The 13,047-nt window shown below is 59.9% G+C and carries 13 protein-coding genes; 7 read left to right on the forward strand and 6 right to left on the reverse strand.

Going from position 1 to position 13,047, the window contains the following annotated elements; all coding sequences use genetic code 11:
- Positions 1-10: 10 nt before the first annotated feature.
- Positions 11-808: an NAD(P)-dependent oxidoreductase gene (locus DXT96_RS23410; RefSeq protein ID WP_153516696.1), complete on the reverse strand. Its 798-nt coding sequence runs from the start codon at positions 806-808 to the stop codon at positions 11-13.
- 137 nt (positions 809-945) lie between these two features.
- Here DXT96_RS23410 and kduI point away from each other — a divergent pair, with 137 nt between their 5' ends.
- The 6 genes from kduI (at position 946) to DXT96_RS23440 (ending at position 6,766) form a co-directional block, all read left to right on the forward strand.
- Positions 946-1,770: a 5-dehydro-4-deoxy-D-glucuronate isomerase gene (gene kduI, locus DXT96_RS23415; protein WP_153516697.1), complete on the forward strand. Its 825-nt coding sequence runs from the start codon at positions 946-948 to the stop codon at positions 1,768-1,770.
- A complete protein-coding gene (kduD, locus tag DXT96_RS23420) occupies positions 1,767-2,510 on the forward strand; it encodes a 2-dehydro-3-deoxy-D-gluconate 5-dehydrogenase KduD (protein WP_153516698.1) in 744 nt (247 codons plus the stop codon). Before kduI ends, kduD begins: the two co-directional genes overlap by 4 nt.
- Before the next feature lie 114 nt (positions 2,511-2,624).
- Positions 2,625-3,536 (forward strand): 5-dehydro-4-deoxyglucarate dehydratase, encoded by a 912-nt coding sequence (kdgD, locus tag DXT96_RS23425; RefSeq protein WP_153516802.1) that lies wholly within the window; start codon positions 2,625-2,627, stop codon positions 3,534-3,536.
- Between the two features lie 24 nt (positions 3,537-3,560).
- Positions 3,561-4,697 (forward strand): D-galactarolactone cycloisomerase, encoded by a 1,137-nt coding sequence (locus tag DXT96_RS23430; protein WP_149901455.1) that lies wholly within the window; start codon positions 3,561-3,563, stop codon positions 4,695-4,697.
- Positions 4,694-5,572, forward strand: coding sequence for an amidohydrolase family protein (locus DXT96_RS23435; protein WP_153516699.1), 879 nt, complete (start codon positions 4,694-4,696; stop codon positions 5,570-5,572). Before DXT96_RS23430 ends, DXT96_RS23435 begins: the two co-directional genes overlap by 4 nt.
- Before the next feature lie 99 nt (positions 5,573-5,671).
- Positions 5,672-6,766, forward strand: coding sequence for a glycoside hydrolase family 105 protein (locus DXT96_RS23440; RefSeq protein WP_153516700.1), 1,095 nt, complete (start codon positions 5,672-5,674; stop codon positions 6,764-6,766).
- Positions 6,767-6,826: 60 nt separating this feature from the next.
- Here DXT96_RS23440 and DXT96_RS23445 read toward each other — a convergent pair whose 3' ends face one another.
- The 5 genes from DXT96_RS23445 to DXT96_RS23465 all read right to left on the reverse strand — a co-directional run bounded on the left by DXT96_RS23445 (position 6,827) and on the right by DXT96_RS23465 (position 11,604).
- Positions 6,827-9,331: a TonB-dependent receptor gene (locus DXT96_RS23445; RefSeq protein ID WP_246670635.1), complete on the reverse strand. Its 2,505-nt coding sequence runs from the start codon at positions 9,329-9,331 to the stop codon at positions 6,827-6,829.
- A 91-nt stretch (positions 9,332-9,422) separates the two neighbouring features.
- Complete coding sequence (locus DXT96_RS27245; protein WP_153516701.1) at positions 9,423-10,373, reverse strand: FecR family protein; 951 nt, start codon at positions 10,371-10,373, stop codon at positions 9,423-9,425.
- Positions 10,370-10,894 carry an RNA polymerase sigma factor gene (locus tag DXT96_RS23455; protein WP_188356150.1) on the reverse strand — a complete coding sequence of 175 codons (525 nt, stop codon included), beginning with the start codon at positions 10,892-10,894 and terminating at the stop codon, positions 10,370-10,372. Before DXT96_RS23455 ends, DXT96_RS27245 begins: the two co-directional genes overlap by 4 nt.
- A 98-nt stretch (positions 10,895-10,992) precedes the next feature.
- A complete protein-coding gene (locus DXT96_RS23460) occupies positions 10,993-11,160 on the reverse strand; it encodes a hypothetical protein (protein WP_194287726.1) in 168 nt (55 codons plus the stop codon).
- A 207-nt stretch (positions 11,161-11,367) separates the two neighbouring features.
- Positions 11,368-11,604 carry an acyl carrier protein gene (locus DXT96_RS23465; protein ID WP_046800405.1) on the reverse strand — a complete coding sequence of 79 codons (237 nt, stop codon included), beginning with the start codon at positions 11,602-11,604 and terminating at the stop codon, positions 11,368-11,370.
- Positions 11,605-11,913: 309 nt separating this feature from the next.
- Between DXT96_RS23465 and DXT96_RS23470 the strand changes: the two genes are divergently transcribed.
- Complete coding sequence (locus DXT96_RS23470; RefSeq protein WP_153516703.1) at positions 11,914-13,011, forward strand: acyltransferase; 1,098 nt, start codon at positions 11,914-11,916, stop codon at positions 13,009-13,011.
- Positions 13,012-13,047 lie beyond the last annotated feature (36 nt).

Here is a 13,047-nt window from a genome sequence, read left to right on the forward strand (position 1 = left end):
CGCTGATCACTCAGCTCTGCTTGAAGATCGGGTTGTCGACAAACGTGCCGCCCTGAAACCGCACCAACGCATCCTTCGGGTCCGGCTTCGGGGTCGTCTCGGCTATATGCTGACGGAAGGCCTCGGCATTGTCCTTCGGTTTCCAGCCCAGGAAGCCGAGATGCGAATTGTCCCACCAGCCGGCCTCATTGGCCGATGCGCCCCAGACGATGGGGCAGCCGAGCACGGGCGCGCGGAACGTCGCCTCGATCAGCGACACGAAATCATCGTAGGAAAACCAGGTGGACAGCATGCGGTAATTGACAGGCTCCGGGGTGCAGGAGCCGATGCGCACCAGCGCCGTCTCCTGTCCGAATTTATCGAAATACATGCGGGCGAGGTTCTCGCCGAAACATTTGGAGACGCCGTAAAGACCATCCGGCCGCACCGGAACATCGGGGCCGAGCCGCTCGGTTTGCGGGTAATAACCGATCGTATGGTTGGAACTGGCAAAGACGATCCGCGGCTGGCCATGGGCGCGGGCGGCCTCATAGAGATTATAAAGCCCGATGATATTGCCCTGAAGGATCTGCTCGAAGGGCTTCTCCACCGATATGCCGCCCAGATGAACGATGCCGTCGCAACCGGCAACCATGGCATTCACGGCATCCGCATCCGCAAGGTCGCATTGCACGCATTCCTCGTTCGGCCCTGCCGGCTCGAGCGGGGAAAGATCGGCAAGACGCAATATCTCGGCCATCGGCGCCAGACGTTCACGCATGACGCGGCCAAGCTGGCCCGCCGCACCGGTAACAAGAAGCCGTTTCATTGCCATTCTCCCTCAGCTTTGCCCGTCTGCGACGTGGTCGAGATATGGCGTGCCTCTTGACCTTGTCATACAGATCGTACAAAAAGCGGATAACATATATTATGTGCCATACGCAACAATCATGAAGGATGAGTTTGATGTTGACCGTCGAAACAAGGCAGGCCGTGAACCCGGAATATGCAAAAACGCTGGATACCGAAGGGCTCCGCCGGCATTTCCTCGCCAACGACATGTTCCGTTCCGGTGAAATCAGGCTGATCTATACCCATTACGACCGGTTCGTGATGGGTGGCGCGGTGCCGAATGGCGCACCGCTGACGCTCGACAAGGTGGAAGAGACCAAGACGCCGTCCTTCCTCGACAGGCGCGAAATGGGCATCGTCAATATCGGCGAGACCGGCACGGTCAGCGCCGGCGGCGAGACCTACACGCTCAATCGCGGCGATGTGCTTTATCTCGGCGCGGGCAGCGGTGCTGTCACCTTTGACGGGGCAGGCCGGTTCTACATCACTTCCTGCCCGGCGCATCGCAGCCTGCCGGCCAAGCTCGTCACGCTTGCCAATAGCAAGGAAGTCAAGCTCGGCGCGACGGAGACCTCCAACAAGCGCACCATCAACCAGTTCATCCATCCGCTCGTCATGGAAAGCTGCCAGCTGGTGCTGGGTTATACGATGCTGGAGGACGGTTCCGTCTGGAACACGATCCCCTCGCACATTCACGATCGTCGCATGGAGGCCTATCTCTATTTCGGCATGGATGAAAAGTCGCGCGTGCTGCATCTGATGGGCGAGCCGCAGGAAACCCGCCATCTGTTTATTTCCAATGAAGAAGGCGCGCTTTCACCGCCCTGGTCCATCCATTCCGGCGCGGGCATCGGCTCCTACACCTTCATCTGGGCAATGGCTGGCGACAATGTCGATTATACCGACATGGACTTCATCCAGCCGGGGGATCTGAAATGAGAAACCCCTTTTCGCTTGAAGGGCGCAAGGCGCTTGTGACGGGCGCGAATACCGGTCTTGGCCAGGCGATTGCGGTGGGTCTTGCCGCTGCCGGCGCGGAGGTTGTCTGCGCCGCGCGCCGCGCGCCGGATGAAACGCTTGATATCATCGCCAGGGATGGCGGCAGGGCCAGCGCGCTGCTCATCGATTTTGCCGATCCGCTGGCGGCGAAGGACAGTTTTGCTGACGCCGGTTTCGATATTCTCGTCAACAATGCCGGCATCATCCGCCGTGCCGATTCCATCGAGTTCTCCGAACTCGACTGGGATGAGGTGATGGACGTCAATCTCAAGGCGCTGTTTTTCACCACGCAGGCTTTCGCGAAAGAGCTGCTGGCGAAAGGCCGTTCCGGCAAGGTGGTCAATATCGCCTCGCTCCTGTCGTTTCAGGGCGGCATTCGCGTGCCGTCCTACACGGCGGCGAAACATGGCGTCGCCGGTCTCACCAAGCTTCTGGCCAATGAGTGGGCCGCCAGGGGCATCAATGTGAATGCCATAGCACCCGGTTATATCGAAACCAACAATACCGAGGCGCTGCGCACGGACGCCGCCCGCAACAAGGCCATCCTCGAGCGTATTCCGGCAGGCCGCTGGGGGCACTCGCAGGATATTGCCGGCGCGGCGGTATTTCTGGCTTCGCCGGCGGCGGATTATGTGCATGGCGCCATTCTCAATGTCGATGGCGGCTGGTTGGCGCGATAATCTGTGACAGATTTTCTAAATTCATCATACAACATGTATGATGAGTTATTGACAAAGGTGCGGCAAGCGGCTTAGGTGGCTTTCAGTCAGTGAACTTGCAGAGGAATTTCGATGATGAACCCCGAACAAATCAAGACGGCGCTCGGCTCCGGTCTGTTGTCCTTCCCGGTCACCCATTTCGATGCCGAGGGTCGTTTTGCGGCCGATAGCTACAGGGCGCATGTCGAATGGCTTGCCGGTTACAAAGCGCCGGTGCTGTTTGCCGCCGGCGGTACGGGCGAGTTCTTCTCGCTGAAGCCGGATGAAATCCCCACCATCGTCGCCGCCGCCAAGGAAGTGGCCGGCGAAACGGCCATCGTTTCCGGCTGCGGTTACGGCACCGAAATTGCCGTCGATATCGCCCGCTCGGTCGAAAAGGTAGGTGCCGATGGCATTCTGCTTCTGCCGCATTATCTCATCGATGCGCCGCAGGAAGGTCTTTACGCGCATATCAAGAAGGTGTGTCAGTCGGTCGGCATCGGCGTCATGGTTTATAACCGCGACAACTCCGTGCTGCAGGCCGATACGCTGGCGCGTCTCTGCGACGAGTGCCCGAACCTTGTCGGTTTCAAGGATGGCACCGGCGATATCGGTCTCGTGCGCCAGATCACCGCCAAGATGGGCGACCGACTGATGTATCTCGGCGGCATGCCGACGGCGGAACTGTTTGCCGAAGCCTATCTCGGCGCCGGTTTCACCACCTATTCCTCGGCCGTCTTCAACTTCGTACCCGGCCTTGCCAACGAGTTTTACGCGGCGCTACGTGCCGGCGAGCGCGCCACCTGCGAGCGCATTCTCGTAGATTTCTTCTATCCGTTCATGGCCATCCGCAACCGCGCCAAGGGTTATGCCGTCTCCGCCGTCAAGGCTGGTGTGCGCCTGCAGGGCTTCAACGCCGGGCCGGTGCGTGCGCCGCTGAAGGACCTGACCAATGAGGAAATCGGCATGCTCGAGGCCCTGATCGGCACGCATAAGCGTAACGCCTGATCACGGCATAACGGGAGGGGAGCCATGAAAATCACTGCGGTGCGTACGCATCTGCTCGAACACCGGCTGGACACGCCGTTTGAAAGCGCCTCCATGCGCTTTGATCGTCGCGCCCATATTCTGGTGGAGATCGAATGCGATGACGGAACGGTCGGCTGGGGCGAATGCCTCGGCCCGGCCAGACCGAACGCCGCCGTGGTTCAGGCTTACGCCGGCTGGCTTATCGGCCAGGACCCGCGCCAGACCGAAAAGCTCTGGGCCGTGCTTTATAATGCCCTGCGCGATCAGGGCCAGCGCGGCCTCAGCCTCACGGCGCTTTCCGGCATCGATATCGCGCTGTGGGATATCAAGGGCAAACATTACGGCGCTTCCATCTCCATGCTGCTTGGCGGGCGCTGGCGCGAAAGCGTACGCGCCTATGCCACCGGCAGCTTCAAGCGTGATGGCGTCGACCGTGTGTCCGACAATGCCTCGGAGATGGCGGAGCGCCGGGCGGAAGGCTTTCACGCCTGCAAGATCAAGATCGGTTTCGGCATCGAAGAAGACCTCCGGGTCATCGCCGCCGTGCGCGAGGCGATCGGGCCGGATATGCGCCTGATGATCGACGCCAATCACGGTTATACCATCACCGAAGCCATCATGCTCGGCAACCGCGCTGCCGACTATGGCATCGACTGGTTCGAAGAGCCTGTTGTTCCCGAACAGCTGGATGCCTATGCCCGCGTGCGGGCCGGCCAGCCGATCCCGGTTGCTGGCGGTGAGACCTGGCATGGGCGTTATGGCATGTGGCAGGCGCTTTCCGCCGGTGCCGTGGATATTCTCCAGCCCGATCTCTGCGGCTGCGGTGGTTTTTCCGAAACGCAGAAGATTGCCACGCTCGCCACGTTACATGGCGTGCGCATCGTGCCGCACGTTTGGGGCACGGGTGTGCAGATCGCCGCCGCGCTGCAATTCATGGCGGCGATGACGCCCGATCCGGTGCGCGTCAATCCGATAGAGCCGATCATGGAATTCGACCGCACCTATAATCCGTTCCGGCAGGCGGTTCTGAGCAAGCCGATCGAGGCGGTCAATGGCGTTGTCGCCATTCCCGATGGTCCGGGTCTTGGCATCGAAATAAACCGTGATGCCCTTACCGAATTCAGGATGCCAGACGCATGAGTGAGCTTGTACGCCAGCTGACGGGGGAAGCGCCGAACCCTGTTTTTCCGAGGGGCGCCGTCGATACGCAGATGCATCTTTATCTGCCCGGCTACCCCGCCTTGCCGGGCGGGCCGGGCCTGCCGCCGGGCTCGCTTCCCGGTCCCGCCGACTACCGAAAGCTGATGCAATGGCTCGGCATCGACCGGGTCATCATCACCCAGGGCAATGCCCACCAGCGCGACAATGCCAATACGCTTGCCTGTGTCGCTGAAATCGGCGAAGCGGCCCGCGCGGTTGTCATCATCGATGCGAGCACCACCGAAAAGGACATGGAAAGCCTCACCGCTGCCGGTACCGTCGGGGCGCGTATCATGGATCTGCCGGGCGGTGCGGTGAACCTGTCCGAGCTGGAAGTGGTGGATGAGCGCGCCTATGCGGCCGACTGGATGGTGGCGGTGCAGTTTGATGGCAATACGCTGCTCGATCACTTGCCGCGCCTTGAAAAAATTCGCTCACGCTGGGTGTTCGATCACCACGGCAAGTTCTTCAAGGGCATCAAGACCGACGGCCCGGAGATGACGGCACTCCTGAAGCTCATCGACCGCGGTAATCTCTGGTTCAAGTTCGCCGGCGTCTATGAAAGCGCGCGCGACAGCTGGCCTTATGAAGACGTTGCCGCCTTTTCGCGGGCGATTGCGGCCCATGCGCCGGAACGCATCGTCTGGGGCACCAACTGGCCGCATAATTCCATCAGGGAGACCGCAGCCTATCCGGATGATGCAAGGCTTGCGGAACTGGTTCTCGGCTGGTTGCCGGATGACGCTGCGCGCCATCGTGCGCTGGTGGAAAATCCTGAAGCCCTGTTCAAGCTGCCGCCATTCGCCGGGGCATGATTTCAGTCGAGACGATTGGGCAAGGCAGGCCCATCATCCCTGACTGAAGGGTCTTGGCATGTCGGGCTGGCAGGCGTTGTAATCTTGTTGAGAAAACTCATGAAAGCCACTGATTATTTTGATCAATTCTCAAAACAATACCGGCACTACAAGGGTGGCAGCTGGTGTTATGAGGATGGATGTATCTATCGGGGGCTGCAGCTTCTGTTTCAGGCAAGCGGAGACCGGCGCTGGAGCGAGCATCTTCATCGTCTGACTGATGCGCAGATATCGGCCGATGGAACGCTCGCCGGTTACGCGCCGGAGGAATATAATATCGATCATGTTCTCGCCGGTCGCGTCCTCTTTCCGCTGGCGGCGGAAACGGGTGAGGCGCGTTATCTGGCTGCCGCAGAACATCTGGCAGGCCAGCTCCACAGCCATCCGCGCATCAAGGCGGGCAATTATTGGCACAAGAAGCGTTACCCGCATCAGGTCTGGCTGGATGGGCTTTATATGGGGCTGCCTTTCCAGATCGAATATGCGCAGGCGACAGGTCAGCCTGAACTGATCGATGATGCACTTCGACAATTCGCAACCGCGCTTGCACTGACGGCGGATGCCGGCGGGCTTTATGTCCATGGCTATGATGAAAGCCGCGACCAGCGCTGGGCCGATCCTGCAAGCGGCAAATCACCGGCCATCTGGGCGCGTGCGGTGGGCTGGCTTGCCATGGCGCTGGTGGATGCGCTGGTCATCCTGCCGGATGATGACAGGACGGCGGAGCTTCGGGAAAAGACGCGTCTGCTTCTGGCCGGAATTGCCGCACGGCAGACGGAGAACGGCCTGTGGATGCAGGTGCTCGACAATCCGGACCTTTCCGGCAATTACCAGGAAACCTCGGCCTCGGCAATGTTCGCCTATGCCTTGCTGCGGGCGAGCCGGCTGCGGCTTTTATCAGGTAAAGAGGCGGATGTTGCCCGCGCGGCTGGCCGTCGGGCGCTTGATGCATTGCTGGAAACGCGGCTCAAGGCTGACGAAGAGGGTGTCGTCCGCCTTACCGGCATCGTCCATGTTGCCGGCCTTGGCGGCTTTGAGGGCAATTATCGCGATGGCTCCCCGGACTATTACCTGTCCGAGCCGGTTGTCTCCGATGACGCCAAAGGCGTCGGGCCGCTGATGATGGCCTATGCCGAAAGTCTTCAACTAAAGTGATCAACGGGTGAGGGGGCGGAAACGGTTTCCGCCCTCTTGGTTTTCAGCTTGCTACACCGCTTAGAACCTGCGGCTGATCGACAGCTTGAAATTGCGGCCCGGCTGGGCGGCGATACCGTCGCTGAGATAGGGGAAGTAATATTTGTCGAACAGGTTTTCGACTGCGGCATGCACTTCCAGCCCGGCCATCATGCCCTCCTTCGGTGTCCAGTCGAGGGCGATGCCATGCACGGCGTAACCAAGGCTTTCCGGCCGTGCGTAGAAGTATCCGGTACCCTGATTGACCGGTGTGCGCTCCTGATGGGCGACGAACTGGCCGTTCCAGCTCAGCGCCAGATCCCAGTCCGGCAACTTGTAACCCAGTTGAAGGTTGGCGGTCAGCGGCGACAGGTCGTTCATATAGGTATCGGGACCGTAGACATCGTTGATCGCGCCGTTGCGGGAACCGTTCATCCAGGAAAGCCCGAGATTTCCGAAGACGTAGTCGGAATCATAACTCGCCGAGACATCGAGGCCGTAAATCTTGTAGGACGGTGTGTTCCAGTAGAAGGGCACATTCTTGACGCGGGCAAGGTTGGCGCTGCCGAACCGCCGGGTGATGGGATTGGTGACATTGTTGTAAAAGCCGCCGATCGAGGCCGTCAGGCTGTCGCCGTTCTGGAACACGTCATCGAAACGCTGGGAAACACCCAGATTGAAGTTGTTGTTGCGCTCGACCTTCAGGTTACGCGAGGTTCCCGACGCCGTGGTTGCCAGACTCTGGCTTGAATAGAGTTCATCAATGACGGGCGCGCGCATGGCATAGGCCCAGTCGGCAAAGAAGGTGGTGCCGGGCGCCGCTTCCCAGCGCATGCTGAGACCCGGCGTCGCGCCGCTGTGGGACACGGCGGAATAATCGTGACCGGCGGCCGGTGTGTTGTAACGCGGCGCGGCATTGGGCACGCCTTGCGAGCGGATATGGTCGAACCTGATGCCCGGCGTCACCTTGAACGTGTCGGTCAGGCTGATCTCGTCACGGAAGAAGGCGGCGATGGTTTCCTGCTTGCCTTCCGGTTTGATCCATGAGGCATAACGGCCGTAATTATATTGGGCGCTGGTGCGGTTGGCGATGTCGTACATCCACGAGTCCCGCTCATGGCGCATATATTGCACGCCATAATTGGCGACGTGGGACACGCCGCCGAGCTCGAAATTGGACGTGTTTTCCGCCTCCAGCTTGAAGTCGGTATATTTCGTGTCGTCCTGCATGCCGCCGAGCGAGCCTGTCGGAACGAAACCCGGAATGGCCGGACGGGTCATGTCGAGGCGGGTGGCCGAAAAGCTCGCCATTGCCTTGAAATTCACGAGGTCGCTGTCACCGTCATAGGAATATTTCAGCGTTGAGGAAAAATCCTCCATGTCGCGCCAGGCCAGTGCCCTGAGCCGTGCCAGGTCATAACCATAGGTCTTGATGGAATAGGCCGTCAGACCGAGATCACCGCGATTGGCGGCAAGCGGGCCGTAATCGCCAGATTTGCCGTAGATGACCGAAGCGCGCAGCTCGTGGCCGTCATAGGCAGCACCGGCATTGGCGGAGAAAGAGGTGATCTTGTCGTTGGACGCGTCATAGACCTGACCCCCGCCGACGCGCATATTGTCGCTCTTGCGCCAGATGATCGAGGCAAGCCCGTCATAGGTTACAGGCCCGCCGAAATCGGATTTTCCGTAGATCGCCGCCGATCCGAGCTTCTGCTTGTTGGCCGACTGGAAGCTGGTCTTGCCCCATGCGCCGAAGCTCTGGCCCGGTTTCAGCATGTCGGAAGCCGTCTTGCTTTCCATGATGACAGTGCCGCCGAAGCCGCCATTGCCATAACGGACGGATGTCGCGCCTTTTTGGATTTCCACGCGCTTGAGCAGTTCCGGATCGATGAAGACGGTACCCTGATCGTAACGCTCGAAATTCTTCGGTGCGCCATCCAGCAGCAGCCGCACGTCGGATTGGCGGGCAAAGCCGCGAATGGAGGTGGATTGCCCCTGCGAGCGAACCCCGCCGCTTGAACTGACGCCCGGGGTTTTCTGAAGAAGTTGCGGCAGGGAGTTGGACTGTGCGGCCTCAATGGCGGCCTGATCGATCTCGACCACGCTTGGGGCATCGCCGTTGAAGACGCGTCCGCCCTTGAGTGTAATCGGCTGGAGCACTGTGCTTTCACCACTTTCGGAGGCTGTGGCGGAACGGTTGGCCATTTCCATGCGGACGGTTTTTTCGCCGATGAACTGGTAACGAATGCCGGTTCCCGAAAGCAGCCGTTCCAGCGCCTCGGCCGGCGTCATGGTTCCCGATACGGAAGCGCTTTTCAGACCTTTGGCAACAGAGGCGTCATAGACCATCTGCAGGCCGGACTGGCTGGCGAGACGATTGAGCGCGGTCGCCATGTTGCCGGCGGGCAGGTTGATCGCCACCTTCTGGGTTTGCTGCGCCGAGACCTGTGCGGGAATAGCCGCCACGGCCGCACTGGCAAGCAAAAGGGAAAATAATGATGCGCGGGCGCGTGTCCCGTGGCGAAAAGCGGGTTCTGGTCTGGTCATTTCGGGCACCTCTCCGGGGCGGCAGATATTGTTCTGCTCCACGAACGAACGGACCCGTTTTTTAAGGACACCCCCGGCGAAGAAATTTCACTCAATAAAGAACCGTCAGATAAGGGCCGGCTTTGATGACGCCGATTTCCAGCGCGGCAGCCAGATCCGCAAGAGCGGCACCGGGGTTGGAAAGATCGAAATTGCCCGACAGCCGCTTTTGCCGCAGGCCCTCCCGCGTCACGACGATGCGGCCGGGAAGATAACGCTCGAAGGTTTCCACCACTTCGGCAAGCGGCCTGTCCTCAAAGATGAAGCGGCCGTTGCGCCAGGCGGCGACGGAGGAGGGATCGACCGTTTCGATGTTGCCAAGCTGGCCGTCGGACGAATAATCGACGCGCTGGTTTTCATGAACCTGGCCATTCTGGCCCTGCTTGCCCGTTTCCACCTGCACGCTGTGTTCCAGCACCGTCACGCTCGTCGCGTCATGGCGCATATCGACATCGAAGGCTGTCCCGAGCGCGGTGGTCGTGCCACCTGCCGCCTCGACTGAAAAAGGCCTCGCCGCATCGGGGGCGACTTCAACGAAAATTTCCCCGCGCAGCAGTACAACGCGCCGCGCCTCTTTCGAGAAACGCAGTGCAATCGCGGAATGGGCGTTCAGGGTGATGGTCGAACCATCGGGCGTGGTGACGACCTGCCGTTCCGCCGTGCCGGACATATGGTCGGAACGCAGACGCATGGGCATGTCGGTGAGGTAAAAGGCGGAAAGCAGCGAGACGCCGGCAATGGCCGCCGCTGCCGCCTTGGCTTTGCCGCCGCCGCGCCTGCGTGTTGCCTTGGCCAGAAACGCCTGATCGGCCGCCAGAAGCGCGCCGGCGTCGCCCATAAGACATCGGACACGCTCATAGGCCTTTGCATGTCGTTCATCCCCGGCGATCCAGGCATCGAAATGCGCGGCCAGCATGAGGTCGTCCGGGCTTTCCCGTCGCCGCAGGAACCAGTCGACGGCCTCTTCGCGCAGCGTCGAGGCGTTTTTTGCCGATCCCGTCACAGCGTTTCCTCCAGGCACTCAAGGCAATGGAGATAGGCCTTGCGCAGATGACGATCGACCATGTTCTTGCTGATGCCGCTTCGCGCGGCGATCTCAACAGAATTCAGGTTGCCGATGCTGCTGGCAAGGAAGACCTGCCGGCGCTGTAGCGACATGGACATGACCGCGCGGCGCAGCACTTTCAGGCGATGTTCCCGGTCGGCGAGGCTATCGGCATCATTGACCGGCTGTGGCGCGGCAAGCGCTTCCTCCATGCTGCCGGAAAACAGCCTGCGCTCGAATTGTTCGCGGCGGCGGCGGTCGATGCCGAGATTGGCGCAGGCGCGCACCAGAAAGGCGCGGATGAGCGAGGTGTTTTCGGGAAGCCGGGGTTTGCCGGTCAGCCGCACGTAAAGATCATGGACGATCTCCTGCGAAATGGCAGTCGTGTGTCCGCGACGGTTCATGGCCTTGCACAGTTCCTCATAATAGAGCTGTACGGCATCATCGATGCGTGCGCGGGACGTGGGCTTGCTCCACATGAGGCGGGTTCCCGGTCGGAAGGATTGAGCGATCCCCGGCTGCATAGGTGAAAAATCACTCCATGGCAATAAACATGACTAATTTTATCATATATCTTTTACACCCAGCGAAAGATGCGCGGGGCGGATGGTGCCCGGCCGTCTTTCAAGCCCCCGCTCTGGCGAAGATCATGGTCTGGATCAGGCCATTTTTTGTGGTTCGCGATGGTGATCGTGCCGCCGAAGCGTTCGATGATTTCCTTCGCGATGGCCAGCCCCAGCCCCACGCCGGGGATCGATTTGCGCCGCGCAAGGTCCGCCCGGAAGAAGGGACAGCTATTTTCGGCGCTTCGGCACCCCTGCGGGTTGCGGTGCAGAGTGAACCCTCACCACAGGCGATGGAGCAGGCCGGGCCGCAATCTGCTGTCGCCCGTTGCGGCGCTGTCGGCGGGGTAACCCGCCGCTGCCGCGTACGCCCAAAATCAGGCCTGAAATCAGGCCTTGTTTTTTTCGATGAAGCGGATGGCATCACCCACGGTCAGGATCGTGTTTGCGGCGGAATCGGGAATTTCCACGCCGAATTCTTCTTCGATTTCCATGACGACCTGAACGACTTCGAGGGAATCGGCACCGAGATCGTCAGCAAAATTGGCGTCGTCGACGACCGTGGCGGGGTCTACGCCAAGCTGGTCCACGATGATTTTTCTGATACGGTCTGCAATGCTGGACATAATGGGACTCCGCGAAAGTTGCCTGTCTCCGATCCGCCCGGTCAGATTTGCGCTTAGGGTATCCCACAAAAATCGAAGCCGGTTTTCGCGGGGCGTGATGCGCAAAGTCAAAGGGGCAATGCATCGATGACATCCGGACGTAGCACGCCTTTAACGTCTGCGGAAGAGTGTCGGCCAAGGGGAAGTGTTTCATAATATTGCGCAGTGTATGCTGCGTTAAACAGTTTGTGACTGGAAGCGATGAACCGCTGCGCGGTAAACCTCGTTTTTGTGGAATAATATCGTCTAGTCTCACAGAGCCTCAACGCCATGGTCCAAACGTCCCCGGAACGCTTCATATTGCTCGACGGCATAAGGGGTGTGGCTGCCCTCTTCATCGTTCACCGTCATGCCGAGCAGCTTTTCGGAAAAAGCACGGCGTCGAGCTATCTCGCGGTGGATCTGTTCTTTGCCTTGAGCGGTTTTGTGCTGGCGCATGCCTATAGCAGGAGGTTGCTCGAGGGAGCGATTTCCCCCGGCTTTTTCATGAAGGCGCGCTTTGCACGTCTTTATCCGCTTTACGGGTTGGCGCTGGCCTTGATGGCTGCCTATTTCATCTGTCTTTATGTGCTGGGCCTGCCGACGCCGATTGATGATCTTCATCGTCATATCGATCCCGGCGAGCTGGCTTTCGCGTTGGTGACGGGACTTCTCTTTCTGCCGGCTCCCTTCACGCTTACCCTCAACGGCGCGTTGTTCCTCGTCAGCCCGGCATGGTCGCTGTTCAATGAGTTGGTGGTCAATGTGTTTTATGCCCGTTGGGGCGTGCGGGCCACGACGAAACAGACGGCTGCGGTGCTGGCCGTCAGCGCCATTGTGCTGATGGTGGCCGCTGCTGAGTTTGGCAGGCTGCATGCGGGTTTTCGCTGGAATGAAATGTATGCCGGCATGGGGCGGGTATTTTTCTCATTTTTTGTGGGTGCGCTGATTTATCGTTACCGTAACCGCGCGCCGCGGCTGCGGCCGGTACAGGCTGCTCTCTGTCTTCTGCTGGTCTGCTTCATCCTCGCCGTGCCGATGACGCGGGAGCTTCGACCGTTTTTCGATCTTACGGTCGTGCTTTTCATCTGGCCGCTGCTATTGTTCGTCGCAAGCCAGACGGTTCCGGGCCGCGGGACGGCAATGGTGTCGGTGTTTTTGGGGACGGCGTCCTATGCGGTGTATGTTCTGCATATTCCGCTTCTTGCCTGGACGGAGCTTCTGATGCCCGTGGTCGATGGGACGAACATGGCTTTGCCGGCCGGCATCGCTTTCCTGGTCGGGACGACCTGCCTGTCCTGGTGGCTGACGGTGCATTATGATCAGCCCGTTCAGAAATGGCTGAAGAACCGTCTGAAAAAGCCGGCAAAGATCAGCCAGACGGTTTGATCGGAGGTTAAATTTGGGCGGCTTCAGTAATGCGCA

The organism is Agrobacterium sp. ICMP 6402, from assembly GCF_009498615.1.
Taxonomy (GTDB): Bacteria; Pseudomonadota; Alphaproteobacteria; order Rhizobiales; family Rhizobiaceae; genus Agrobacterium; species Agrobacterium burrii.